The following is a 25455-nucleotide window of genomic DNA, read 5'->3' as shown; positions in this document are numbered from 1 at the left end:
GCGGCGGCGAGCGGGCTGCGCACCTCGGCCCGTGCGGTGCCGGAGACCCACCAGCCCGCGCCGAGCGCGACGGCCAGCACCACGACCGCGACCAGCGGGTCGCGCACCCGTCGGAGCACCGCACACCTCCTCGCGCATCGGCCCGTCACCGTCCGGACACCTAGGACGTGAACAATACGAGGCATGGCACGTGAACGTCCGCTGACCGCCGCCGGAGCCGTCACCTGGAGGCGCTGCGCGCCGCGTCCGGGCTCGTCGGGGAAGCGGGGCGTCGAGGTGCTCCTCGTCCACCGACCGCGCTACGACGACTGGACCTTCCCCAAGGGCAAGCCCGACCCGGGCGAGGACCTCGTCGCCACCGCCGTGCGCGAGGTGGCCGAGGAGACCGCCCAGCTCGTCCGGCTCGGCCACCCGCTCCCCGACACCCGCTACCGCGTGGCCGGCGGACCGAAGCGGGTGAGCTACTGGACGGCCCGCGTGGTCGGCGAGACCGCGACGCCCTTCACGCCGAACCGCGAGATCGACGACCTGCGCTGGGTGCGCCCGGGCGACGCCCGCAGGCTGCTGAGCTACGAGCACGACCTCGACCTCCTCGACGCGTTCCTCGCGCTGCGCGACGTGAAGGCGCACCGGACCCGCACGCTCGTGGTGGTGCGTCACGGCAAGGCGAAGGCGCGCGAGCACTGGCGTCGCGACGACCTGCTGCGTCCGCTCACGCCGAGCGGCCGGGGCCGGGCCGAGGCCCTCGTGCCGCTGCTCGAGGCCTACGGCGTGCGCCGGGTCGTGTCGAGCCCGGCCCGACGCTGCGTCGACACCGTCGCGCCGTACGCCGAGCACCGCGGCCTCGATCTGCGGCACGACCCCCGGCTGTCGGAGGAGACGACGGAGGACGACGTCCGTCGCGCGGTCGCCGACGTGCTCGCCGAGAAGTCGCCGGCCGTCGTCTGCGGACACCGGCCGACCCTGCCCTGGGTCTTCGAGGCGCTCGGGCTGGACGCTCCGGAGCTGGCTCCGGGCGAGGGCGTCGTGCTGCACCTGCGTCGGGGCGTCGTCGTGGCAGATGAACCGCTGGGGAGACCTGCATCACCCCGCTGACCTGCGACGGGAGCCCATCCTTCGCTCGTCGTTCACCCTGCGTTCACCCGCGGAGGGCCCCCGATACACCTCTGCTCCCTAGCGTCGCCGACGACAGAAGCCTGTGATCATCGAAGGGACACCCCCTGTGAACCGCACCACGCTGCGCGTCGCCGCCCCCGCGGCGCTCGCTCTCACCCTCGCACTCGGACTCTCCGCCTGCGGCGCGTCCAACGAGGGCGGCTCGGGCTCCGGCTCCGACTCCTCGCTCTCCGGCACCCTCAACGGCGCCGGCGCCAGCTCGCAGGAGGCCGCCGTCGACGCCTGGACCGCCGCGTTCCAGACCGCCAACAGCGACGTGACCGTCAACTACGACCCGGCCGGCTCCGGCGCGGGCCGCGAGCAGTTCATCGCCGGCGGTGTCGACTTCGCCGGCTCCGACGCCTACCTGGACGACGACGAGCTGGCGCAGGCCAAGGAGCGTTGCAACGGTCCGGTCGTCGAGGTCCCCACCTACGTCAGCCCCATCGCGGTCATCTACAACCTCGACGGCGTCGACGACCTGCAGCTCTCCCCCGCCACCATCGGCGGCATCTTCGAGGGCAAGATCACCAAGTGGAACGACGCGGCCATCAAGGCCGACAACCCCGACGCCACGCTCCCGGACACCGACATCACGCCGGTGCACCGCTCGGACGACTCGGGCACCACCAAGAACTTCACCGCCTACCTCGACGCCGCCTCCGGTGGCTCGTGGACCGGCGGCGAGGTCGAGACCTGGCCGATCAAGGGTGGCGAGGCCGCCCAGGGCACGTCGGGCGTCGTCCAGTCCGTCACCAACGGCTCCGGCACGATCGGCTACGCCGACGAGTCGCAGGCCGGCGACCTGGACAAGGCCAAGGTGAAGGTCGGCGACGAGTACACCGAGGTCACCCCCGAGGCCGCCGCCAAGGTGCTCGACACCGCCACCCAGGTCGAGGGCCGCGACGCCACCGACATCGCGCTCGACATCGACCGCAAGACGGAGGAGTCCGGGGTCTACCCGATCGTCCTCGTGTCGTACATGATCGGTTGTGAGTCCTACGACGACGCCGCGAAGGCCGACCTCGTCAAGGGCTGGCTCGAGTACGTCACCAGCGAGGAGGGTCAGAAGGAGGCCGCCGACAAGGCCGGCTCCGCCCCGCTGACGTCGGAGTTCTCGGGCAAGGTCGCCGAGGCCGTCAAGACCATCAAGGCCGCCAGCTGATCGGATCCGGTCCCCGCCGCCCGTTCCTTCGAGGACGGGGGCGGGGACCGGACCTGCTCCACCCCCACCCCTCCAAGCACTGGGAAGGACCGTCGTGACCTCGCAGCTCGCCCCCGAGCCCGCCAAGGCCCGCCGAACCCCGACGCGCCCCGGCGACCGAGTGTTCTTCGGCATCTCCTTCGGCGCCGCCCTCGTCATCCTGCTGACGCTCGCGGGCGTCGCCATCTTCCTGACCGCCGAGGGCATCCCCGGCGTCACCGCCTCGGCCGACGAGGTCAAGAGCGGGCTCTCGTTCCCCGCGTACGTCGGCCCCCTGATCTACGGCACGCTGCTGGCGGCCGTCATCGCGCTCGTGCTGGCCGTCCCCGTGGCCATCGGCGTGGCGCTGTTCATCTCCCACTTCTCCCCGCGGCGCCTCAGCGCCGTGTTCGGGTACGTGATCGACCTGCTCGCGGCCGTGCCGAGCGTCGTCTACGGCGCCTGGGGCATCATCTTCCTCGCGCCGACGATCGTGCCGTTCTACCGCTGGCTGTTCGAGAACCTCGGCTTCATCCCGCTGTTCGCGGGCCCGCCGTCCGCCACCGGCAGCACGATCCTGACCGCCGGCATCGTGCTCGCGATCATGGTCCTGCCGATCGTGACCGCCATCTGCCGCGAGATCTTCCTGCAGACGCCGCGCCTGCACCAGGAGGCCGCGCTCGCGCTCGGCGCCACCCGCTGGGAGATGGTCCGCATGGCCGTCTTCCCGTACGCCCGCTCGGGCATCGTGTCGGCGTCGATGCTCGGCCTCGGCCGTGCGCTCGGCGAGACGATGGCCGTCGCGATGGTGCTGTCGCCCGCGCTGGTCGTCACGCCGAACCTCATCAGCTCGACCAACCCGAACACGATCGCGTCCAACATCGCGCTCAGCTTCCCCGAGGCCAGCGGACTCACGGTCAACGCGCTGATCGCCTCCGGTCTCGTCCTGTTCGTCATCACCTTCGCCGTCAACTTCGCCGCCCGCGCGATCGTGGACCGGCGCAAGGACTTCTCGGGAGCCAACTGATGACCACCACCGACCCCCGTCCCCAGCGTGACCGCGACGCCGAGGAGCTGCTGAGCTCCCTGCGCGGCAACACGCTGCCCCTGTGGGCGCCCCGTGTCGTCGTGGGCATCGCCGCCACCGTGGCGGTGCTGGGCGCCCTGAGCAGCCTCGGCATCGTCCGCGGCGTGCTGCTGGGCTGGCTGCTCACGTTCGCCCTGCCGATCTGGTCGCGCGTCGTCGAGGGCTCGCGCAAGGCGACCGACCGGCTCGTCACGCTGCTCGTCTACTCGGCGTTCGGCCTGGCGCTCATCCCGCTCGGCAGCATCATCTGGACCGTCTTCTCGCGCGGCCTGTCGGTCATGTCGGGCGAGTTCCTGACCTTCTCGATGCGCAACGTCGTCGGCGAGGGCGGCGGCATCTACCACGCGATCATGGGCACCCTCCTGATCACGGGCGCCGCGACCCTGATCAGCGTCCCGATCGGCCTGTTCACGGCGATCTACATCGTCGAGTACGGAGACGGGAACCGGGTGTCCAAGGGCATCCGCTTCCTCGTCGACGTGATGACCGGCATCCCCTCGATCGTGGCCGGTCTGTTCGCCTACGCCCTGTTCGTCCTGTTCTTCGGCGAGGGCGTCCGCATGGGCATCGGCGGCTCGGTGGCCCTCTCGGTGCTGATGATCCCCGTGGTCGTCCGCTCGAGCGAGGAGATGCTCAAGCTGGTGCCCAACGAGCTGCGCGAGGCGTCGCTGGCGCTCGGTGTGCCCCAGTGGCGCACGATCGCCAAGGTCGTGGTGCCCACGGCGCTCGCCGGTATCGTCACCGGCGTGACCCTCGCGATCGCGCGCGTGATCGGCGAGACCGCTCCCCTGCTGATCATCGCCGGCGCCACGGACTCCACGAACTTCAACCTGTTCGACGGACGCATGGCCACCCTGCCGGTGTTCGCCTACACCTCCATCCGCTTCCCGGGCGTCCCCCCGGAGTTCAGCATCGACCGAGGGTGGGGCGCCGCGCTCACGCTGCTCGTCATCGTGATGCTGCTGAACCTCGTCGCCCGGCTCGTGTCCTTCTTCTTCTCTCCCAAGGGCGAAAGGTAAACCCCGATGGCCAAGAGCATCGACGTCTCCGACCTCAACATCTACTACGGCGACTTCCTCGCCGTGGAGGGCGTCAACATCGCCATCCCGGCGCGGTCGGTGACCGCCTTCATCGGCCCGTCGGGCTGCGGCAAGTCGACCTTCCTGCGGTCGCTGAACCGCATGCACGAGGTCATCCCCGGCGCGCACGTGCAGGGCAAGGTGCTGATCGACGGCGAGGACCTCTACGCCGACGAGATGGACCCGGTGAACGTGCGTCGCATGGTCGGCATGGTCTTCCAGCGCCCGAACCCGTTCCCGACGATGTCGATCTACGACAACGTCCTCGCGGGCCAGAAGCTCAACAGCAAGCGGATGAAGAAGTCCGAGTCCGACGCGATCGTCGAGCGCTCGCTGCGCAGCGCCGGCCTCTGGGCCGAGGTCAAGGACCGCCTGTCGCGTCCCGGCTCGGGCCTGTCGGGTGGTCAGCAGCAGCGTCTGTGCATCGCGCGCGCCATCTCGGTGGAGCCCGAGGTGCTGCTGATGGACGAGCCGTGCTCGGCCCTCGACCCGATCTCGACGAGCGTCATCGAGGACCTGATCCACGAGCTCAAGGAGAAGTACACGATCGTCATCGTCACGCACAACATGCAGCAGGCTGCTCGCGTGTCCGACGAGACGGCGTTCTTCAACCTCTCCGGTGTCGGCAAGCCGGGCAAGCTGGTCGAGTCGGGCCGGACGGAGAAGATCTTCTCCAACCCCGACGAGGAAGCCACCGAGGCCTACATCCAGGGGCGGTTTGGCTGAGCCCGACCGAGCGCAGCGAGGGAGCGGCGAAGCCAGGTCGAGTGGTCTCACCGGCGAAGCCGGTCCCCTCTGTATCGAGACCTAGCAAGAGTCCAGACCCCCGCACGACGCACGTCCATGACGAACGCCCGCTCCCCAGGAGCGGGCGTTCGTCGCGTTGAAGGGTGAGATTCCCAGGTCGACCTGGGAATCTCCGCTGACGCACGGTTTCCTCATCCGAACACGGAAGAGAAGCCGTGCGCATCACCGATGACCAGATCGCCCGGGGAGTCACCACCGGCAGAGTCCTGCGTCGACCACGACGCACGGTTTCCTCAGCCGAGCACGGAGAGCAAGCCGTGCTAACCACCGATTCCCAGGTCGACCTGGGAATCACCGGCCAGCCGGCCGCTCAGGGCAGGAAGAGCCGGGCGATGAAGTAGAACACCGCCGCCACGGCCGCGGCGGCCGGGATGGTGACGATCCAGGCGGTGACGATCCCCTTGGCCACGCCCCACCGGACGGCACTGAACCGCTTGGTGGCGCCGGAGCCCATGATCGCCGAGGTGATCGTGTGGGTGGTCGAGACGGGGGCGTGCAGGCCGATGGCCATGACGTAGAGGACGGTCGCGGCCACGCCCTCGGCGGCGAACCCGCGGGGCGGGTCGAGGTCGATGATGCGTCGGCCGAGGGTGCGCATGATGCGCCAGCCACCGGAGTAGGTGCCGGCTGCGATGGCGGAGGCGGCGGCGACGATGACCCACAGGGGCACGTCGGAGCCGTCCTCGAACCCACCGGCGACCAGCGCGAGGACGATGACGCCCATCGTCTTCTGCGCGTCCTGCAGGCCGTGACCGAGCGACATGCCCGCGGCCGAGACGGTCTGCGCGTGCCGGAACCCGCGGCTGACCTTGCCGGGATTGGCGCGCCGGAAGATCCACATGATGGCGGTCATCAGGGCGAAGGCCCCGACGAAGCCGATGAGCGGCGAGGCGACCATCGGGATGGCGACCTTCTCCACCAGGGTCCCCCAGTCGACGGTCGTCGACGACGCCGCGCCGGCACCGACGATGCCGCCGATGAGGGCGTGGGAGGACGACGACGGGATGCCGAAGTACCAGGTGATGAGGTTCCAGGTGATGGCGCCGACGAGCGCGGCGAGCACGATCGTCAGGCCGTGGGCACGGTCGATGGACACGCCCGACGACACCTGCGAGTCGATGTCGATGATGCCTTGGATGGTCTGCGCGACTCCGACGCCGAGGAGCGCGCCGACGAAGTTGAGGACGGCGGCCATGGCCAGCGCGATGCGCGGCGTGAGGGCGCGCGTGGAGATCGAGGTGGCGATCGCGTTGGCGGCGTCGTGGAACCCGTTCGTGTAGTCGAAGACGAGCGCGATGACGACGACGGCGATCACCATCGCCAGGACGAGGTCCATGGCTCAGGACTCCTTGACGGCGATCTGCTCCACCGTGTTGGCGACCGACTCGAGCGCGTCGATGGCGTGCTCGAGGGAGTCGACGACGTCCTTGAGCTTGAGCACCTCGAGCGACTTGTAGCCGCCGCCGAACAGGTCGGCGAGGATGCGCCGGTAGGAGCGGTCGCCCTGGTTCTCGAGCCGGTTGATCTCGATCCAGTACTCCTCGAGGTCCTTCATGGTGCGAAGCCGCGGCATGGCCTCGGCGGTGAGCTGGCAGGCGCGCTGGAGCACCTCGACCTGCGCCGCGAACTGCGCGGGCAGCTCCTTGATCTCGTAGAGCCCAATGAGGTCGACGGTCTCCTCCATGAAGTCCATGACGTCGTCGAGGCTGCTCGCGAGGCGGTAGATGTCCTCACGGTCGAACGGGGTCACGAACGTGGAGTTGACCCGCTTGACGATCTTGTGGGTCGTCTCGTCGGCCTGGTGCTCGGCGTCGCGCATCTGCTCGGCGAGGGCGGTGCGGTCGACGTCGGGGTCGAGCACCTGCGCGAGCAGGTTGGCCCCGTCGACGAGGTGGGACGCCGACTCGGCGAAGAGGTCGTAGAAGGTGGTCTCCACCGGTCGGATGCGGAATCGCACTCCAAGGCTCCTGTCGGGTCGGTTCAAGCCGAGACAACTGTAGGTGCTGGCGTTCACCGGGTGTCAATCGGCCGGACGCGGCGATGATGAGCCGGCTGGTCAGCTCGATCTCGTCGAGCACGTCGTCGTCACGGAGACGATCGTCGAGGGGCTCGAGCACGAGAAGCTCCACTGCTGGCAGGGGTGGGGGACCGCCGGGGGACGGTGCCTCCAGGGTAACGCGCCGTCTCACCCGCCGGGCCGGCTTCGCACGATTGGGGCGCCCGCCCCACGTCCCGTCCCGACGCTGGCAGACTGGGCCTCGCCAGGGCCTCTAGCTCAACTGGCAGAGCAGCGGACTTTTAATCCGCGGGTTGTGGGTTCGAGTCCCACGGGGCCTACTGCTGCAAGAAGATCCGTATCGGCGAATCCCGATGTCTGCGCGATCAAGGACGCCTGGTCCAACCGGATCGCGGGCTCCTCCATCAGCGACCTGACGACCTCACACCCGGCCGTCCGGGCTTTGGAGAGTGCGGTCGCTCCACGTCGTGACGTCGCCGGCGGCATCGTCCATCCAGACCGCGGGTCGCAAGATCGAAGCCGCCGCTCCATCACCGCGCTCGCCCGCCGCCACGTGATCGGATCGATGAGTCACCTGGATAGGACGGGCTCATCACCTCCGACGTGGACCAGCCGTCCTCGGACGATCGAGCCCCATCGCGCGGGAGACGGTCATGAACACGACAGGCGCCCTGGCGGCCCCGCTGCCACTGACCTGCCCCCGCCAGGAAGGTTCCGGCTCGGGCGGCTCGGTGCGATGCAGATCGATTTCTGGAACCGGCGCAGGCCGAAGACCCGGATCGAGGTGGCGAACTCGATCTTCGACCACATCGAGATCCTCCACGGCCGACGTCGACACGACCGTGCGCTCCGTTACCTGACCTTCATCGGATACGAACGACGTTCCGCGCACGACACCAGCACCGCTGCCAGTCGGCCACCTCGACTGGAACCCGAACGGTGGGTCAGGTCGATCACCGCCTCGTACCCAGGAACTGCACCGGGCGAACGCACCACGTGGGCCCGCGCGCCACTGGAAGCACGAGCCAGGTCCTCGGGAACAGTCGCACCCACCGGCGCCTCGCGAAAGATCGTCGCAGGCTCAGGCGAGGGCCAAGAACAGCTTCTCCATCTTCTTCGCGGCGACGCCGTCCAGGCCGTCGCCCTCCGTGAGGCAGTGCTGCATGCCGGTGGCCACGATCGCGTAGCCGGCGCGCGAGAGGGCCTTGTCGACGGCTGCCAGCTGGGTGAGGACGGACTCGCAGTCCGACCCCTGTTCCATCATGCGGATGACGCTTCCGAGGTGGCCGTGAGCCCGCTTCATCCGGGTGATGATGGCCTTGATCTCGGCCGGTTGCAGACCCATCGCGGCGGCATCGGGCATCAGGCGTTCTCCACCGTCTCGAGCGCGCCGCGCAGCCGAGCTCGGGCGTCGGCGGCGATGTCCTGCAGCCCGGCGGGCGCGTCGGCAGACAGTGCGGTCATGGCCTGGGGGTCGAAGGCCTCGACGACGGTGCAGTCGCCGTCGGACCGCACCACGACGTTGCACGGCAGGAGGGCCGCGATCGAAGGGTCGGCCTGCAGGGCGGCGTGCGCGAGCTGGGGTCGGCAGGCACCGAGGATGACTTGCGGCTCGACGTCAATGTCGAGCTTGGTCTTCAGGGTCGCCTTGATGTCGATCTCGGTGAGCACGCCGAAGCCCGCTTCGCCGAGACTCGCGCGCACCAGCGCGACGGTCTCGTCGTAGGCCTTCGCGGTCGTCACCTTCAGCGTCAGCTGCGTCATGTCACTCCTCAGGTCCGAGCGCGCCGGTCGGCGTCGTCACCCTCAACCCTATATCCCCCCAGGGGGATGTGCTAGCGTTCGGCTGAACCCCCTGGGGGGATACGAGATGGAGGACGCATGACCGCGACGACAGACCCGCCCGCTCCCGAGCAGGAGATGCGGACCTCCTCAGGCCCGCTGGGACGCCTCGGGACCTGGGTCACCACACACGGCCAGGTCGTGACCATCACCTGGCTGCTGCTGGTCATCGGCCTGGGCGTCTTCGCCCCGAGGGTCGAGCACAACCTGTCGGGCGCCGGCTGGCAGGCCAACGGATCGGAGTCCGTCGCCGCCCGCGAGCTGGCACGCGAGCACTTCGGCGGGAACGCCTCGTCGGCCATCCAGGTCGTCGTCCGCAGCGACGACGGACCGGTCGCCGAGGGCCGCGGCGCCGAGACCATCGCGAGGGTCACCGCCCTGCTCGAGGACGAGCCCGGCATCGCCGACGTCGTCGCACCCCAGCCCGGCGCGACGCTGAGCCAGGACGGCTCCACGGCCGTCGTGCTCGCCGGCGCCGGCGCCGACACCAACGAGATGGTCCGCGTCGCCACCGACCTCAAGGGCCCCCTGCAGGACCTGTCCGGCGACGGCGTCGAGGTCGACCCCACCGGCCCCTCACTGCTGTGGTCGGACTTCAACGAGGCCAACCTCGAGGCCATGTTGAAATCGGAGATGGTCTCCTGGCCCGTCACCCTGGCCATCCTCGTCCTCGCCTTCGGCGCCCTGGTCGCCGCCGGCCTCCCGCTCCTGCTCACCCTCTCCGGGCTCGTCGCCTCGGCCGGCTCCCTGGTGCTCATCAACGAGCTGGTGCCCGTCTCCATCTGGGCGATGAACTTCGCCATGATGTTCTCCCTGGCCCTGGGCATCGACTACGCGCTGTTCCTCGTGGTCCGCTACCGTGCCGCGCGCATGGGAGCCACGCTGTCCGCGCAACGGGCCATCGCCGAGACGATGGACACCGCCGGCAAGGCCGTCCTGCTCTCGGGCCTGACCGTGCTCATCTCCCTGTCTGCGGTGATGCTCGTGCCCTCGCCGTCGTTCCGCTCGATGGCCGGCGGCATCATGCTCTCGGTCGTCTTCGTGCTCGCCGCGACGCTCACGCTGCTGCCCATGGCGCTGGTCAAGCTCGACCACCGCATCAACAGCCTCGCGCTGCCGTGGGTCACGACCGGTGAACACCGTTCGTCGCGCTTCGCCGCCTGGGGCGAGCGGCTCTGGCGTCGCCCCGTCCTGTGGGGCACCGCGGCCCTGGTCGTGCTCATCGCGCTCGCCGCGCCGGTCGTCGGCCTGAACACCGCCATGCCGTCGATCAAGGTGCTGCCCGAGGACGCCTCGGCCCGGGTCGGCTACGACCGCGTCCAGGAGGCATTCGGTCCGGGCGCACCGGGAACCCTGCAGATCGTCGTCGACCAGGACCAGGTGCAGGACGCTGCAGCGACCATCGGCGCCGACGACGGCATCGCTGCCGCCATGCCCGCCCAACCGGCCCCCGACGGCTCGGACCTAGCGATGATCCAGGCCGTCCCGACCGACGATCCTTCAGACCCGGCGCTCGCCGAGACCGTCGACCGATTGCGCGCAGAACTCCCCGGCACCGCACGGGTCGGCGGTGCCGCCGTCGAGAACCTCGACCTGAAGAGCCAGCTCGACGACTCCACCCCGCTGGTCATCGGCGTCATCCTGGCGCTGGGCTTCCTGCTCCTGCTCGTCGCCCTGCAAGCGCCGCTCATCTCCCTGCTCGGCACGCTGGTCAGCCTGCTCTCGACCGCGGCCGCTTTCGGCGTCGCACGGCTCGTCTTCCAGGATGGGTGGGGAACGGGACCGCTCGGCTTCGAGAGCCAAGGCTTCCTCGACGCCTGGGCGCCGGTGTTCTTCTTCGCCATGATCTTCGCCATCGCGATGGACTACACCGTCTTCCTGCTGGCCTCGGCCAAGGAGCACTACGAACGGAGCGGAGACCCGAAGGAGGCGATGGTCGGCGCGCTCGCACACTCTGGCCGGGTGATCTTCGCCGCCGGCGCGGTCATGGTCGCCGTGTTCTTCACCTTCGCCCTGTCCGGCCCGCTGCCGCCCAAGGAGATGGGGGTCGTGCTCGGCGTCGCCGTCCTGCTCGACGCGTTCCTCGTCCGCCTGGTCCTGCTGCCCGTCCTGCTGCGACTGACCGGCCACGCCGCCTGGTACGTCCCGGCCCGGCTGAAGCGCGCCCTGCCGAACATCACCTTCGCGCACGACTGACCCCCTACCGAGGCCGACCCGCCACCACCCCTGGAGCGGATCAGCCCCACCCCAAGCCTGGAAAGGCATCCACGTGAACATCGACCAGGCCGTCATGGCCCTCGCCGGCACCCTCGTCCTCCTCGGCGTCCTCGCCGCAGCCCTCCTCTCCCCGTGGTGGCTGCTCCTGCCCGCCTTCGTCGGCGCCAACCTCCTCCAAGCCAGCATCACCGGACTCTGCCCCGCGGCCGTCGCGCTTCGCCGCCTCGGAGTCTCTGCGGGCTGCGCGCTGCGCTGACGGCGCACAGATGGCGGTGTCGCGCCGGCGACGGCCAGATGAGCGTCGTTGCTGGCCTGCACCTGTTCGGCGAGGCTCGTACGCTGGGGTCGTGAGCCAGCGAGGACAGCGCAGCACGGCACGGCACCGTGTCCGTCTGCCTCTGCCGCTGCTCCTGGTGGGCGCCGTCGCCGTCGGGATCCTCGGGATGCACAGCCTGGTCCTCCAGGCTGCACCTCCTCACGCGCCCGTCGTTCACGCGGCAGCAGCCACGGTGGGCGAGCACTCCCCGCACCCGGGCACGGCCGGACACAGTCACCACAGCACTGACACGACAGCCCAGGCTGGCCACGACGGGCACGACGCCGCGCTCGGCTGCGGCGGCGCACTGGCCCTGTGCATCGCGCTCCTCATCGGCTTCGGAGGGTTCCTTCTCGCGCGCGGCTCGCGAGGCTGGCGAGTCGACGGACCCTGGCGAGCGAGGCTCCGCACGGTCGTCGGACGACCACGCTGCGCGCTCTCGTCCCTGACACCTCTGCAACGAACGACGATCCTGCGGTGCTGAGGAGGGCTCTGCACGCCGAGCAGCGCGCCAGCCTTCCCTCACACCTTCAGCACCACAGGAGAACACCCATGCGTACGAAGAAGATCCTTGCGGCCATCACCACCGCCACCGCCGCCGTCGTCCTGACGGCCTGCTCGTCGTCGCCGGACGAGGAGTTCAACGAGGCGGACGTGACGTTCGCCCAGGACATGATCCCGCACCACCGACAGGCCACGGAGATGGCGGCGCTCGCCGAGAGCCGCACCACCAACCGTCAGGTGCTGGACCTGGCTTCCCAGATCGAGGCCGCCCAGGAGCCGGAGATCGAGACGATGACCGACTGGCTGGAGTCCTGGGACCAGGAGGTCCCTGACTCCATGGCCGGACACGAGGGGATGGACCACTCCGGCTCCATGCCCGGGATGATGAGCGAGCAGGACATGAGCGCCCTTGAGGACGCCCAGGGCTCCGCGTTCGACGAGGCCTTCCTCACGATGATGATCGAGCACCACGAGGGCGCCATCGAGATGGCCGCGACCGAGCAGGAGGACGGGTCGAACTCGGACGCCGTCGCGCTCGCGCGGAAGATCGAGGAGGACCAGACCGCCGAGGTCGACCGCATGCGGACGCTGCTCGACTCCTGAGACCGATCTGCCACGCCACCCAGGCCCGACGCCACCGTCGGGCCGGGGTGGCGCGACCGCCCGACTCTGGGGACCCGCGCCGCGTGCCCTGACCCGCCCGGGCCTGCGCTGGGCCGTTGCCGGGTGGTCTCGATACGCAGCCGCGACGCTCGTTCCTCGCGCCCGGCCACTGCTCGACCAGCGAAACCCACCGCTGGTCGAGTCGTCAGGCCCGGCTGGGGGCACCTCCCGCTTGCGGGGGCGGCACGAGCCAGGGACTGACATATCGAGACCACTCCACGCACACGCTGGGAGCCAGCCCACGCGGGGCCGTTGCCGGATGGTCTCGATACGTCAGGACGTCGCACGCTCGTCCTGACTACTCGACCAACGGAAGGTCCCGCTCTCGTGGCCGGTGCGGGCGGCGTCGGCCGGTCACCAGGACGTCGTCGGTGAGGTGGTCGGGCGCCGACTCGACGCCAGGACGGATCGCCGCGACGTATGGACAGGTCGCCCGAAGCTCGTCAGAATGGCCGGTTGCCTCGGCCGAGGGAACGGCGCGCGACCGACCGTCACCCGCCCTCATCTCGTGAACGAGGTCGACCCATGTCCTGGAGAACTCGCCGGCGGGCGCGCCGCCAACCGACGTACGTCCCGCCCCTGCGGTTCTGGATCGGTCCCGACGGGGAGATCGGCTACCCGCCCGAGCTGCTGGAATGGCCCTTGCCGCTCTCGCGCGGTCCGGCGCGCCCCACCCTCCCCCGCACCGAGGTCACCGGCGTCGACGCAGCGTCGCTGGCCGAGGCTGCGGCCAGCGGAGACCTTGCCGACCTCCTCCTGCCCGACGGCAACCGGCTGTACACCCACCACATCCGCATCGAGCACTTCGGCTACGCGTTCGCGCCCCTCCCCACCCTGACGCTGGTCCTGCCCTCCCCGTTCGACGATGGGCCGTCGACTCGGGTCCGGTTCGAGGACGCGGTCGTGACGGACTGGACGACCGAGGCGGGCTACTCGGCTGACCACCCGAACGACGAGCTGTGCGAGCTGCGGTGGGACGGCTGGCGCACCTTCCTCCTCGACTTCCTGAGCTTCAAGATCATCGTCCTCGCGAGCCGTCTCGACGTCGAGGTGCTTGAGTGAGGCCCGGGCGATCGGGCGCAGTCGCGAGACCGTCGACCGAGCTGCTCGCGGATCCTCGAGCGTCGAAGACACTCACGACCTCTCGCGCAGGTCGGGTTCGAAAGCCAGCGCCATCCCAAGAAGCTGATGCGCCTCAGTCGCGCCTCGGCATCGCCACCACCGTTCGGGCAACACTCCTCTCGCCATCCCCCACCCGGCTGAGTGCCGTAGCTACTCAGCCGGCTCGGGTGCGGCGGGAGCTGGCGTGTCGGGTGCGCAGGCTGCGGTGGGTCTGGTGGGTGTCGGGGTCGATGGTGAAGAACCCTTGATGCACTGCTGCATGGCATCTCGGGCAGAGCCCGATGAGGTTCTGCAGGTCGGTGGTGCCGCCGTCGGACCAGTACTGGACGTGATGGACGTGGACGACGGGTCCTCTGCAGCCGGGTCCGGCGCAGGTGCCGCCTTGCTGGTTGACGACGGCCTTGCGCTGAGCCGGGGTGGCGAGGCGGTGGGTGCGGCCGACGTCGAGGACGGTGTGTCTGCCGGCGGTGAGGATGGGGGTGAGGTCGGCGTCGCAGAGCATCTGCTGCAGCTGCGCGGGCCCGATGGTGCCGAAGCCGGCGAGCTCGCCGGTCACGATGTCCGCGTCGTGGACGAGGTCGGTCAGGTCTGCGGTGAGGGTGAGGTGCGGGCGCACGCCCTTGTCCTGCGGCAGGCCCGAGGCGAGCACTGAGGAGAGCAGGGCGTCCAGGGCGGTGACGCGGCGGATGCTGACGGGTCGGTCGTCCTCGGCGCAGGTGGGTGCGGACAGTGACTGCAGGAGGGTCGTGAGCTTGGTGCCGGTGTCGAAGGGTAGGAACCCGGTCACGGCGACGCCGTCGCCGACGACGGAGACCTTGATGTCGTGCCGGTCCATGCCTTTGATCCAGGCCTCGTCGAGGTCGTCGGGGTGGGCGGTGGCGCGCAGCTTCTTGACGGCCTTGCGGATCTGGACCGGCTCGGCCTGCTCGGCCAGGCGCAGCATCCAGTCCATGGAGTGCTCGACGACCATCGGGTCGATGTGCCTGGCGGCGTAGCCGAACGCGTCCACATGGTCGAGGGAGACGGCGCCCTCGACGGCGAGTGACTCCAGGTCGGGCATGTCCCGCAGCGTCCGGCCGGAGCGGACCAGCTGGGACGCCTGTCTGCCGTCGAGGTGCAGCTGGTCGCGCAGCCAGTTCTTCAGGCTCGAGCAGCCCTCGGTCTCGAAGTCGCGATGCTCGTCCACCTCCGCGACCAGCGCCACCTTCTCCGCATCGATCGCGTTCGAGAGTCCCTGCAGCATCCGCAGCGCCTCGGTGGGGGTCAGGTAGGCGCGCAGCTCGGCGGCGACGGCCTCGAGCCGGTCGGCGAGCTGCGTGCTGGACATGACTTCATGATACCGAACAGATGTTCGAGGAACAACCCTCAGTTCGACTTTTTGTCCTACGATTCCAGGGTTTGTCGCGTCGACCTCGAGGGGCGACCTCGTCCGCCCCGCGAGGCTCCGCTCGTGGCGGACGGCCTGCGGAGACCGCTCCGCCGAGGCTCGGAGCAGCAGGCGTGCGCGGCCATCCGCCCGGAGTGGCACAGCAGCCCAGCCGTGGCGCGCGCCCACCAGGCGACACGATCGCACGCCGAGGGTCAGGACCAGTCGTGGTTCACCCCATCCAGCCTCACCGACGCCGACGCAGAAGACTCAGTGCTTGAGCGGGTTCAGCGACCGCCCCATCAGGTACTGCAGGCGGAACGGCACCGGGCGCATCGCGTGCGACAGCACCTTGTTCACGCGACCCGCGACGCAGACCGGCCTGCCCGCCTCGACGGCCGCCCAGCCCTCGCGCGCGACGGCGTCGGCCTCCTGCCAGAGGACAGCCGGGAGCCGGTTGGCGGCCTCGGCGCTGCCCATCGTCGCGTGGAACTCGCTGCGGGTGAAGCCGGGGCAGAGCGCCGTCACGTGGACGCCGTGCGGCTTGAGCTCCATGTCGAGCGCCTGCGACATGTCGAGCACGTAGCTCTTGATGCCGGTGTAGAGCAGGCTCTCGCCGGGCGGGGCGAACGCCGCGAGCGAGGAGACGTTGACGATGCGACCGTGGCCGCGCTGCTTCATGCCGGGCGCGAGGAGGTGGGCGAGCTCGGTCACGGCCGTCACCATCACCTGGATCTCCGCCGCGAGCGCCGACCACGGCGTCTCCGTGAAGGCCGCGTCGCCGGACAGGCCCGCGTTGTTGACGAGCACGTCGACCTCGAGACCCAGCTCCTGCACGGCGTCGACGACCGCGCGGGGCGCGGCAGGGTCGCTCAGGTCGGCGGCGACGACCTCGACCCGCACGCCGCGCCGGTCGCGCAGCTCCTGGGCGAGCTCGTCGAGCTTCTCCTGGCGGCGGGCCACGAGGACGAGGTCGAGTCCGTCGTCCGCGAGGACGCGGGCGAACGCGGCGCCGATGCCGGAGGAGGCGCCGGTGACGAGGGCGGTACGGGACTGGCTCATGCGGGGTCCTTCGGGTGGGGCGGGACGTGGATGGTGAGGAACTCGAGCTGCTCCGCGACGACGGCGTCGAAGAGCGGAGCGACGTACGGGTCGAAGTGGCCACCGTCGTGCACGCGGACGGTGGACCGCGGGATGCGAGCCGCCGCCCGTTCGGCGACCCTCCGCGGCGTGATGGCGTCGCGCGTGACGATCTGGACGAGGACCGGGCAGGGGATCTGCGCGGCCCGGCGTCCGGGCGAGTAGAGACCGATGCGCAACGCGATGCGGGCCGCGACCGTGCGCGGGTAGACGTCCTCCCCCAGCCCCGACTCGCGGAACAGGGTCGTCATGCCGGGGTAGGCGTCCGGCGTCGTCATCATCCCGGTGCCGCCCGGACGGGCGACGCTGTCGACGAGCACCGGCGGCTGACCACGACGGGCCGCGACCAGGTCGCGCAGGGCCGGGACGGCCAGCCGGAGCGCAGCGCGCGCACCGGTGGCCCTCACGGCCGCCGGCCCGCTGACGTGCGGCACCTGCGCGACGACCGCGGCGAGCGGCTCCCCCTGACCTGCCAGGGCCAGCACGTGGCCGCCGGCGAACGACGTCCCCCATGCCACGACGCCGTCGGGGTCGACGCCCTCGAGCGACCGCGCGAAGCGGAGGGCCGCTCGCCAGTCGTCGTGCTGCATGGCGATGTCGAGGACCTGACGGGGCTCGCCCTCGCTGTCGCCGAAGCCGCGGTAGTCGAAGACGACCACGACGTACCCGGCGGCGGCGAAGCGCTCGGCGTACGCGTAGAGCCGCAGCGCCCGGACCGCGCCGAACCCGTGAGCCATCACCACCACGGGCGACGCCCCGTGCCGGCCTGCCGGCCGGTGGACGCGGGCGGCGCACCGGGTGCCGCCGGAGACGAACCACTCGTCCGACGTCGCGACGCTGCTGGTGACCGGCTCGGTCATGGCGCACTCCCCTTCGTGGGCGGCGTGGTCCCGTCGACACACTCTTGAGCGTCGTTCAAGAAAAGGTAGGGGCCTCTTGAACGTCGTGCAAGATAAGGTGACGTGTGCCTCGTAACCGCCGCGCCCAGGACCGGGAGGAGAAGTCCGCCGAGATCGTCGCCGCGGCGGCGACCTTGTTCGCCGACGTCGGGTACGAGAAGACCTCGATGGCACGGGTGGCCCGCGCCGCCGACGTCACCACGACGACCATCTACTGGTACTTCGCCGACAAGGAGGCGCTGCTCGTCGGCGTCCTCGACCACCTCCTCGGCGAGCTCGTGGTCGGTCTGGAGAGCCAGGCCGAGCAGCCACCCGTCGACCGTCTCCTCTGGGTCGTGGAGCAGCTGCAGCAGCGCAACAAGCTCGTGACGACGGTCCACGCGCTCGCCGCCACGTCGGCGACCGTGGCCACCTGGCACGACGCGTTCCACGCGCTCACCGACGCGATGCTGGCCGACGAGCTGCGCCTGCTGGGCGTGCCCGAGGACCAGGTGCCGGCGACGACCCGCCTCGGGGTGTTCGCCGTCGAGGGCCTGCTGGTGCACGACCTGCCGCGCGAGGAGCAGCGCGCGGTGCTGGAGCTGCTGTCAGGCCGCCGCTGACGGCACGGCGCGCGCCCTGGCCGCAGCCGCCCTGCGCTCGCGCACCCGCCGAGCGGTCACCGCGTCGTAGACCGTGCCGACGACGGTTCCGAGGATCGGCGGGACCAACGGCCCCACGAAGCACCACAACATGATGATGATCCCGGTCGCGTCCATGGTGTGACCTCCGTCATAGGCGGACCCCCAGCCTCGACGCTTCGCGAGGACCTGTCGTCAGGTCGGCGCACCAAAGACCGCTGCGATCGCCGTCGCCCCAGACCAAGGGCGACGCGTCCGCGGAAGGACGACTCAGACCAACACCGCCGCGCCCAGCCACCGGCACGCGACCAGGGCGAGCTCGAGGTCGAACCGGTCGTCCTCGATCGGCCGACCGCGCAGCTCCACCGCCTTGTCGACCCGGTACTTCACCGTGTTCTTGTGCAGGTGCACCTTCTCCGCCGTCGCGACGAAGCTGCGGTTCTCGCGCAGGAACACCGTCAGCGTCTCGCGCAGCCGCGCCGCCGTGTCGTCGTCGCGCGCCAGGTCGCCGAGCATCGAGGCCACGAGGTCGCGGGCGACCGGAAGGTCACCGGCGAGGACGGCCGCAGCCCGCACGCCGGCGTCGTCGTACGCGGTGACCTGCGCCGCCCGATCGGCCGCCACGACGGCGACCTGGTGCGCCCGCAGCGCTGCCCGGTGCGTCGACCGGAAGCCCTCCAGCCCGGCCCCGACGGCGCCGACCGCCACCCTCACGTCGTCCCCGACCTCGCGCACGACGCGGGCCAGCCGGTCGGGGTCCGGCGAGCCACCACCCTGCACCGGCACCCAGGCCCACCCGAGGGAGTGGTCCTGGGGCACGAACAACGGCGCCGCGTCGGAGCCGACCTCGTGGCCGATCGCGGTGACGAGGTGCCCCAGCCGCTGCAACGGTCCCGCCGACGCCGCCGGCTCCTCGACCCAGAGGACGAGCCCGAGGTGACCCTGCCGCAGGCGGTAGCCGAGCACGCGCTCGCCGGCGGCCACGTCGGTCTCCTCCCCCGCCAGCAGCGCCGCGAGCGTCGCGGAACGGATCGTGCTGCGGTTGGCGAGCCAGCGCTCCCGCTCCGTCTCGTACTCCTCGACGACCTGCTCGGACACCCGGTCGATGTACGCGAACGCGGCGTCCTGCAGCAGCTGCAGGGCGGCGAAGCAGACACGCGCATCGGGCTCGACGGCACCGAGCTCACCGGCCACCCAGTCCAGGACCCGCCGCTGGCCGAGCCGGTACGCGCGCAGCAGGGCGTTCGAGGAGATCTCGCGCTGGGCCAGCCGCCGCGCATACTCCACCGCCGGACGCGGCGCCTCCACCGCGTCGAGCGCGAGACCGTACTGCGCCCGGTGGAAGAAGACCTTGACGTTGCTCTCCACGCTCGCGTAGAGCAGGTCGAGCATCAGCCGGTCGCCGCGCAGCTCGGGGATCGACTCGGCGAGCTCGACCTGCAGCATCCGCGCGACGTCGTCGAGCTGGGAGCTCGTCGACCCAGCGATGTCGGCCACCCTCGCCGCGGCCCGCTCGGCGACATCGTCAGCCTCGGGTCCCGTCATGCCTCGTCCTCCCTCAGATAGGTCCGAGAGCACAACCGCACTGGACGTGCACCGATGATGCTCACCGGTACGACGGCGATCATCGCTCCCCCGGGACAAAGCGGGCGGGAACTTTCGTGCTCGGAGCACAGTGTTCCACGTCTCACCCGCACCTAGGGTCGGGGCGTCCCGGCGCCGACCGGGTCAGGACCCACCCCGAGGAGCACGTGCCATGGGATTCATCAACCCGTCCCCGCCGCCGGTCGAGCCGGCCACCTTCGTCCGCCTGCCCCTGCGCGAGCGGGTGCGGATCCTGAGCACGCACTGGGCCGACGACGGCTTCGGCACCCCGCGCGTCCTGCACGTCGTGTACGTCCTGAAGATGCTCGGGCTGTACTTCGGCGTCGGCATCTGGATCGCGTCGGCGACGTCGGGCATCGCGTTCACCGACGTGGGCTCCTGGTACGACAACATCGTCGTCTACCAGAAGCTCGCCGTCTGGCTGATGCTGCTGGAGGTGATCGGCCTCGGCGGCGCCTTCGGCCCGCTGTGCGGCCACTTCCGCCCGATGGTGGGCAACATCAGGTACTGGATCCGTCCCGGCACGATCCGCATGGCGCCGTGGGGCCGGCGCGTGCCGTTCACCGGCGGCGACGAGCGCACCTGGTTCGACGTCGCCCTCTACGTGGGCGTCCTCGCCAGTCTCGTCTACCCGCTCGCCGCCCAGGCCGAGCCCGTCCCGAGCCAGTTCCTCCCCGCAGGCACGGGCGCCCAGGAGCTGGTGCCCCCGCAGTACTTCGTCCCGATCCTCGTGCTCATGCCCCTCATGGGCCTGCGCGACAAGGTCGTCTTCCTCGCCGCACGGTCCGAGCAGTACCTGCCGATCATGCTGTTCTCCGCCCTGTTCGGCACGATCGCCAGCACCGCCGACTTCGTCGACCTCGTCGTGGTGTTCAAGGTGGTCATCTGCGTCGTCTGGATCGGTGCCGGCGTCTCCAAGCTGGGCGCCCACTTCGAGAACGTCATCCCGCCGATGGTGTCCAACAGCCCCGCGATGCCGGGTCGGTGGATCAAGCGACTGCACTACCGCGACGCCCCCCACGACCTGCGGCCCTCGCGCGTCGCCTGGTTCATGGCGCACGTCGGCGGCACCGCGGTCGAGATCATCGTGCCCGTCACGCTGCTGCTGACCACCGACGCCACGGTCGCGCTCGTCGGTGCGCTCGTCATGCTGGCCTTCCACCTCTTCATCACCTCGACCTTCCCGCTCGCGGTGCCCCTGAAGTGGAACGTGTTCTTCGGCTTCATCGCCATCGTCCTGTGGGTCGGGTTCGACCCCGGCACCTACAACATCTGGAGCTTCTCCGAGCCCTGGCTGCTCGTTCCGGTCTTCGCCCTGCTGACGTTCGGGCCGATCCTCGGCAACCTGCGCCCCGACCTCGTCTCCTTCCTGCCGTCGATGCGGCAGTACGCCGGCAACTGGGCCTCGGCGGTGTGGGCCATGAAGCCCGGTGTCGAGGAGCGGCTGAACGAGCTGCCGGGCGTGGAGAACCAGATCGACCAGCTCCAGCGCATGCTCCCGACGCCGTACGAGCGCGACGACGCCGACCTCACCCTGCAGAAGACGATCGCCTGGCGGGCGATGCACAGCCAGGGTCGCGGCCTGTTCTCGCTCCTCTACACGCACCTCGACGACATCGAGACCCGCACCGTCCGCGAGGGCGAGCTGATGTGCACCACGATCCTCGGCTTCAACTTCGGCGACGGCCACCTGCACGACGCGCGCCTCATCGCCGCGGTGCAGAAGCGGCTCGGCCTCGAGCCCGGCGACCTCGTCGTCATGTGGGTCGAGTCCCAGCCCATCCACCGGCGCACCCAGGAGTACCAGGTGATCGACGCCGCCCTGGGCGTCGTGGAGCGCGGGACGTGGAACGTCGCCGACTGCGTGGCCCAGCAGCCCTGGCTGCCCGACGGACCGGTCCCCGTGCAGGCGACCTGGACGGCCGAGGGCTACGTGCGCCGCCGGACCCTCGGCGTCGCACCCGAGCAGCTCGACGGGTCAAGCGTCTGACCGCGTCCGCTCGGGCCACGCCAGGCCCGCCCCACCACCGCCCCTCTCCCCCGGAAGGAAGACCCGTGCACCTCGCCACGCTGCCCGCCACCCGAGCCGAGCAGGCCCCGACCGCACCGTGCCTGACCGACGACGTCCTCGGCACCCTCACCAACGCCGACCTCGCCCGCCGCGTCGACGCCGTCGCCGCCTCGCTGGCCTCGCTCGGCGTGGGCCACGGCGACGTCGTGGCGGTGCGACTCGCCAACCGCACCGACCTGGTCGTCACGCTGTTCGCGGGGTGGCGCCTCGGTGCCGCGGTCACGCCGGTCAACCCGGCCCTCGCCGTCGGGGAGGTCGAGTACCAGGTCGGCGACGCCGGCGCGAAGGTGCTCGTCACCCACGACGGGCTGGCCCTCGAGGGGGTCACCACCGTCGCCCCCGAGGACCTGGTGCCGTCCACGGCGTCGGCGCCGGTGGCCGGGCTCGTGCCCGACCTCGACGACCTGGCCCTGCTCGTCTACACGAGCGGGACGACCGGGCGGCCGAAGGGCGTGGAGCTCACGCACGCCAACCTCGACGCGATGACGGCGACGATGGTGACGTCCATGGCCCTCGACGAACGCGACCACAGCCTGCTCGTCCTGCCGCTGTTCCACGTGAACGGCATCGTCGTCAGCATCCTGTCGCCGCTGCGGGCGGGCGGACAGGCCACCATCGCCGGCCGCTTCGACCCGCGCACGTTCTTCGCGACGCTCGAGGCGGTGCGCCCCACCTACTTCTCGGGCGTCCCGGCGATCTACACGATGCTCGCCAACCTGCCGGCCGAGGTCGAGCCCGACACCAGCTCGCTGCGCTTCGTCGTGTGCGGCGCGGCGCCGATGCCCGCCGCGCTGATCGGCCAGGTCGAGCAGCGCTTCGGCGTGGTGCTCGTCGAGGGCTACGGACTGTCGGAGACCACCTGCGCGTCGACCAGCAACCCGCTCGACGGCGTCCGCAAGCCCGGTACCGTCGGCGTCGCGCTCCCCGGCCAGCGGGTCGCGATCATGGCCGCCGATGGCTCGTTGCTGCCGACCGGCGAGCGCGGCGAGGTCGTCGTCCAGGGACCCACCGTGATGCGCGGCTACCTGAACAAGCCGGAGGAGACCGCCAGGACGATCCGGGACGGCTGGCTGCACACCGGCGACGTCGGCATCCTCGACGAGGACGGCTACCTGCGGATCGTCGACCGCGTGAAGGACATGATCATCCGCGGCGGGGAGAACATCTACCCGCAGGAGATCGAGCACGCCATCCACGAACACCCGTCGGTGCTCGAGGCCGCGGTCGTGGGTCGGCCGCACCCGGTGATGGGCGAGGAGCCCGTCGCGTTCGTCGTCCTGAAGGACGGCGCGGCGCTCCAGCGGGACGAGCTGCTCGCGTTCCTGACCGAGCGCATCGCGAAGTTCAAGCTGCCCACCGAGGTCAGCTTCATCGACGAGGTGCCGAAGAACCCGGTCGGCAAGTTCGACAAGCCCAAGCTGCGCAGCACGCTCACCGCCGCGGGCGCCTGATCCGTGCGGGGCGAGGAGGTGACGTCGTGACGCGTGCCGTGGTCGTCGGCAGCGGACCCAACGGGCTGGCTGCGGCACTCGTGCTGGCCGACGCCGGCATGTCCGTGGAGGTGGTCGAGGCCACCGACACCCTCGGCGGAGGGACCCGTTCGGCGGAGCTGACGCTGCCCGGGCTCGTCCACGACGTGTGCGCGGCGATCCACCCGTTGGCGATCGCCACCCGGTTCTCGCAGGCGTTCGACCTCGCCGAGCACGGGCTGTCCTGGGTCGAGCCGGAGGTGCAGTACTCCCACCCGCTCGACGCCGGGCGCGGGGCCGCCGCGTACCGGTCGGTCGAGGAGACGGCCCGCCAGCTGGGTGGGCGCGACGGCCGCACGTGGGCCCGCGTCTTCGGCTCGCTGACCGACCGCTTCGACACGATCGCCGACGAGTTCCTCCAGCCCGTGCTGCACGTGCCGAGACATCCGGCCCACCTCGGACGCTTCAGCCTCTACGCGGGGCAGCCCGCCTCGCTGCTGGCACGGCGGTGGCGTGACGACGAGGCTCGGGCCCTGCTCGCCGGGCTCGCGGCCCACGCGTTCCGGCCGCTCGGGTCGCTCGCGTCGTCGGCGATCGGCGTGGCCCTCGGCACGGCCGCCCACCGGTACGGGTGGGGCGCGGCCGTCGGTGGGTCAGCTGCGATCTCCACGGCGATGGTCGCCGCCGCGAAGCAGCGTGGCGTGCTCTTCGAGACCGGCCGGACGGTCACCGGCCTCGACGAGCTCGGTCCTGCCGACGTCGTCATGCTCGACACCGCCCCCGGCGCGGCGGCCGACATCGTCGGCGACCGGCTCCCCCGGCACGTCGCCCGGGCGTACCGCCGCTACCGCCACGGACCGGGTGCGTTCAAGGTCGACTTCGCCGTCGAGGGCGGCGTGCCGTGGTCGCACGAGCCGAGCCGACGCGCGGGCACCGTCCACGTCGGGGGGACGTTCGAGGAGGTCGCGGCGGCCGAGGCGAGCGTCGCGCGCGGGCAGATGCCGGAGCGGCCGTTCGTGCTGGCCGCACAGCAGTACGTGGCCGACCCGACCCGCTCCGTCGGCGACGTGCACCCGTTCTACACCTACGCGCACGTGCCGGCGGGCTACACCGGCGACGCGACCGAGGCGATCGTCGCGCAGGTCGAGCGCTTCGCGCCCGGGTTCCGCGACCGCATCCGCGCCACGGCCGTCTGCAGCACGACGGAGATGTCGCGGAAGAACGCGAACTACGTCGGCGGCGACATCGTGTCGGGTGCGAACGACCCCCTGCAGCTCGTGTTCCGCCCCCGCGTCACCCTCCACCCGTACGCCACCGGCGTCGACGGCGTCCTCCTCTGCTCGGCTGCGACACCCCCGGGCGCCGGTGCGCACGGGATGTCGGGCTACTGGGCGGCCCGGGCGGCGCTGCGGTCCGTCGCACGAGGCTGACGAGGGTCTGACGACTCCAGCGCCCGTGACCGTCCCGACGGAGCAGGGGATGGACGTCGACGACGAGGTCGCCCGCCGCACCGCCCGCTGAGCCGTTGCCGGGTGGTCTCGATACGCAGGGACCTCACGAGCTCGTCCCTGCTCCTCGACCAGCGGCATCCTCCGCTGGTCGAGTGCCTCCACGAGCGCCAGCGAGCGGAGGTGTATCGAGACCACTCCAGGCACACGCTGGAAGCCGGCCCACGCTGAACCGCTGCCGAGTGGTCTCGCTCCGTCGCGGCTACGCCCCATGGCGACGGCTCCGTCGCGGCACGGCGCTCCTTCGTCGCCCGTTCCGCTACTCGACCAGCGGAACGACTCGCTCTCGTGGCAGATGGGGGTGGCGTCAGCCGGTCACCAGCACCTCGTCGGTGAGGTGGTCGGGGGTGCCGAAGCGGTGGGCGGTGATGCTGACGGCCTGCTCGAGGACGTACGGCAGCCGCTCGACGCGGCCCGACTCGACGACGGGGTGGTCGAAGACGGCCACGTCGGGCCGACCGTCGAGCGCCTGGGCGACGACGGAGGCCGGCGCGCCGACGAGGCGGATGCGCTGGTGCCCGGCGTTCGGCAGACCCGCGGCCCACGCGGCGTCGTCCTCCACCACGACCTCGACACCGACGGACGCGAGCGCCGGCAGGTCGACCGCGGACGACACGGTGAGGTCGGCGTCGGCGGCCAGGGCCGCCGCGACCGTGCGCAGCAGGTCGGCCGGGTCCCCCGCCTCGGCCAGCCGCACGTGCACCGTGGCCGGCAGGTAGCGGAACACGTTGCGCTCGGCCATCAGCGCCGACACGTCGGACGCGGCGAACACGTCGCGCGACGCC

The 25455-nt window shown here is 70.9% G+C and carries 22 protein-coding genes, 1 tRNA gene and 1 pseudogene; 14 read left to right on the top strand and 10 right to left on the bottom strand.

All coding sequences use genetic code 11. The features are described from left to right. The first annotated feature begins 183 nt into the window (after nucleotides 1-183). The 5 genes from NH339_RS10095 (at nucleotide 184) to pstB (ending at nucleotide 5230) form a co-directional block, all read left to right on the top strand. A complete protein-coding gene (locus tag NH339_RS10095) occupies nucleotides 184-1095 on the top strand; it encodes an NUDIX hydrolase (protein ID WP_253024944.1) in 912 nt (303 codons plus the stop codon). Between the two features lie 127 nt (nucleotides 1096-1222). Continuing rightward, nucleotides 1223-2320: a phosphate ABC transporter substrate-binding protein PstS gene (gene pstS, locus NH339_RS10090; RefSeq protein ID WP_253024942.1), complete on the top strand. Its 1098-nt coding sequence runs from the start codon at nucleotides 1223-1225 to the stop codon at nucleotides 2318-2320. A 94-nt stretch (nucleotides 2321-2414) separates the two neighbouring features. Then, a complete protein-coding gene (pstC, locus tag NH339_RS10085) occupies nucleotides 2415-3365 on the top strand; it encodes a phosphate ABC transporter permease subunit PstC (RefSeq protein ID WP_067860135.1) in 951 nt (316 codons plus the stop codon). Next, nucleotides 3365-4444: a phosphate ABC transporter permease PstA gene (gene pstA / locus NH339_RS10080; RefSeq protein WP_067860137.1), complete on the top strand. Its 1080-nt coding sequence runs from the start codon at nucleotides 3365-3367 to the stop codon at nucleotides 4442-4444. The genes pstC and pstA overlap by 1 nt, the downstream gene beginning before the upstream one ends. Before the next feature lie 6 nt (nucleotides 4445-4450). After that, nucleotides 4451-5230, top strand: a complete 780-nt coding sequence (pstB, locus tag NH339_RS10075; RefSeq protein WP_067860139.1) for a phosphate ABC transporter ATP-binding protein PstB — start codon at nucleotides 4451-4453, stop codon at nucleotides 5228-5230. Nucleotides 5231-5621: 391 nt separating this feature from the next. On the opposite strand, the gene NH339_RS10070 is transcribed toward pstB, so the two are convergent. Then, nucleotides 5622-6647: an inorganic phosphate transporter gene (locus tag NH339_RS10070; protein WP_067860141.1), complete on the bottom strand. Its 1026-nt coding sequence runs from the start codon at nucleotides 6645-6647 to the stop codon at nucleotides 5622-5624. A 3-nt stretch (nucleotides 6648-6650) separates the two neighbouring features. Continuing rightward, on the bottom strand, nucleotides 6651-7268 hold the full coding sequence (locus NH339_RS10065; protein ID WP_067860143.1) for a DUF47 domain-containing protein: 618 nt from the start codon (nucleotides 7266-7268) through the stop codon (nucleotides 6651-6653). Nucleotides 7269-7575: 307 nt separating this feature from the next. Between NH339_RS10065 and NH339_RS10060 the strand changes: the two genes are divergently transcribed. Continuing rightward, nucleotides 7576-7648 (top strand) — tRNA-Lys (locus NH339_RS10060). 761 nt (nucleotides 7649-8409) lie between these two features. Here the strand turns inward: NH339_RS10060 and NH339_RS10055 are convergent. Both NH339_RS10055 and NH339_RS10050 read right to left on the bottom strand, forming a co-directional pair. Continuing rightward, entirely contained in the window at nucleotides 8410-8673 is a 264-nt protein-coding gene (locus NH339_RS10055; protein ID WP_305883278.1) for a metal-sensitive transcriptional regulator, read from the bottom strand. A gap of 17 nt (nucleotides 8674-8690) precedes the next feature. Then, complete coding sequence (locus tag NH339_RS10050) at nucleotides 8691-9092, bottom strand: DUF302 domain-containing protein (RefSeq protein WP_253024932.1); 402 nt, start codon at nucleotides 9090-9092, stop codon at nucleotides 8691-8693. A gap of 219 nt (nucleotides 9093-9311) precedes the next feature. On the opposite strand from NH339_RS10050, the gene NH339_RS10045 reads away from it, so the two are divergent. From NH339_RS10045 to NH339_RS10030, 4 genes are all read left to right on the top strand, one after another. After that, nucleotides 9312-11366, top strand: a complete 2055-nt coding sequence (locus tag NH339_RS10045) for an MMPL family transporter (protein WP_253024930.1) — start codon at nucleotides 9312-9314, stop codon at nucleotides 11364-11366. A gap of 73 nt (nucleotides 11367-11439) precedes the next feature. Next, nucleotides 11440-11643, top strand: a complete 204-nt coding sequence (locus NH339_RS10040; RefSeq protein ID WP_253024928.1) for a YgaP-like transmembrane domain — start codon at nucleotides 11440-11442, stop codon at nucleotides 11641-11643. A 612-nt stretch (nucleotides 11644-12255) separates the two neighbouring features. After that, complete coding sequence (locus tag NH339_RS10035; RefSeq protein ID WP_253024926.1) at nucleotides 12256-12810, top strand: DUF305 domain-containing protein; 555 nt, start codon at nucleotides 12256-12258, stop codon at nucleotides 12808-12810. A 585-nt stretch (nucleotides 12811-13395) separates the two neighbouring features. Further along, on the top strand, nucleotides 13396-13932 hold the full coding sequence (locus tag NH339_RS10030) for a hypothetical protein (RefSeq protein ID WP_253024924.1): 537 nt from the start codon (nucleotides 13396-13398) through the stop codon (nucleotides 13930-13932). 214 nt (nucleotides 13933-14146) lie between these two features. Here the strand turns inward: NH339_RS10030 and NH339_RS10025 are convergent, their stop codons facing one another. The 3 genes from NH339_RS10025 to NH339_RS10015 all read right to left on the bottom strand — a co-directional run bounded on the left by NH339_RS10025 (nucleotide 14147) and on the right by NH339_RS10015 (nucleotide 17358). Then, nucleotides 14147-15319 carry an HNH endonuclease signature motif containing protein gene (locus tag NH339_RS10025; protein ID WP_253024922.1) on the bottom strand — a complete coding sequence of 391 codons (1173 nt, stop codon included), beginning with the start codon at nucleotides 15317-15319 and terminating at the stop codon, nucleotides 14147-14149. Nucleotides 15320-15628: 309 nt separating this feature from the next. Then, nucleotides 15629-16420 (bottom strand): SDR family oxidoreductase, encoded by a 792-nt coding sequence (locus NH339_RS10020; RefSeq protein ID WP_253024920.1) that lies wholly within the window; start codon nucleotides 16418-16420, stop codon nucleotides 15629-15631. After that, complete coding sequence (locus NH339_RS10015; protein ID WP_253024918.1) at nucleotides 16417-17358, bottom strand: alpha/beta hydrolase; 942 nt, start codon at nucleotides 17356-17358, stop codon at nucleotides 16417-16419. The genes NH339_RS10020 and NH339_RS10015 overlap by 4 nt, the downstream gene beginning before the upstream one ends. Nucleotides 17359-17462: 104 nt before the next feature. On the opposite strand from NH339_RS10015, the gene NH339_RS10010 reads away from it, so the two are divergent. Further along, nucleotides 17463-17999, top strand: coding sequence for a TetR/AcrR family transcriptional regulator (locus NH339_RS10010; RefSeq protein WP_253024917.1), 537 nt, complete (start codon nucleotides 17463-17465; stop codon nucleotides 17997-17999). Here the strand turns inward: NH339_RS10010 and NH339_RS10005 are convergent. Beyond that, nucleotides 17985-18155 carry a hypothetical protein gene (locus tag NH339_RS10005; protein ID WP_253024916.1) on the bottom strand — a complete coding sequence of 57 codons (171 nt, stop codon included), beginning with the start codon at nucleotides 18153-18155 and terminating at the stop codon, nucleotides 17985-17987. The two genes, NH339_RS10010 and NH339_RS10005, sit on opposite strands and share 15 nt — an antisense overlap. Nucleotides 18156-18287: 132 nt before the next feature. Continuing rightward, nucleotides 18288-19562, bottom strand: a complete 1275-nt coding sequence (locus NH339_RS10000) for a CdaR family transcriptional regulator (protein ID WP_253024915.1) — start codon at nucleotides 19560-19562, stop codon at nucleotides 18288-18290. Between the two features lie 211 nt (nucleotides 19563-19773). On the opposite strand from NH339_RS10000, the gene NH339_RS09995 reads away from it, so the two are divergent. The 3 genes from NH339_RS09995 (at nucleotide 19774) to NH339_RS09985 (ending at nucleotide 24592) form a co-directional block, all read left to right on the top strand. Continuing rightward, nucleotides 19774-21612, top strand: a complete 1839-nt coding sequence (locus NH339_RS09995) for a DUF3556 domain-containing protein (RefSeq protein ID WP_253024914.1) — start codon at nucleotides 19774-19776, stop codon at nucleotides 21610-21612. A gap of 65 nt (nucleotides 21613-21677) precedes the next feature. Further along, nucleotides 21678-23144 carry a class I adenylate-forming enzyme family protein gene (locus NH339_RS09990; RefSeq protein ID WP_253024913.1) on the top strand — a complete coding sequence of 489 codons (1467 nt, stop codon included), beginning with the start codon at nucleotides 21678-21680 and terminating at the stop codon, nucleotides 23142-23144. A gap of 26 nt (nucleotides 23145-23170) precedes the next feature. After that, nucleotides 23171-24592, top strand: coding sequence for an NAD(P)/FAD-dependent oxidoreductase (locus NH339_RS09985; protein ID WP_253024912.1), 1422 nt, complete (start codon nucleotides 23171-23173; stop codon nucleotides 24590-24592). A 385-nt stretch (nucleotides 24593-24977) separates the two neighbouring features. Here NH339_RS09985 and NH339_RS09980 read toward each other — a convergent pair. Continuing rightward, nucleotides 24978-25455: pseudogene (locus tag NH339_RS09980) on the bottom strand (1-pyrroline-5-carboxylate dehydrogenase); the annotation flags it as partial.

Source organism: Aeromicrobium sp. CnD17-E (assembly GCF_024124745.1).
Lineage (GTDB): Bacteria > Actinomycetota > Actinomycetes > Propionibacteriales > Nocardioidaceae > Aeromicrobium.
Note: the sequence above shows the minus strand (reverse complement) of the source record. Positions and strands in the feature narration are given on the sequence as shown.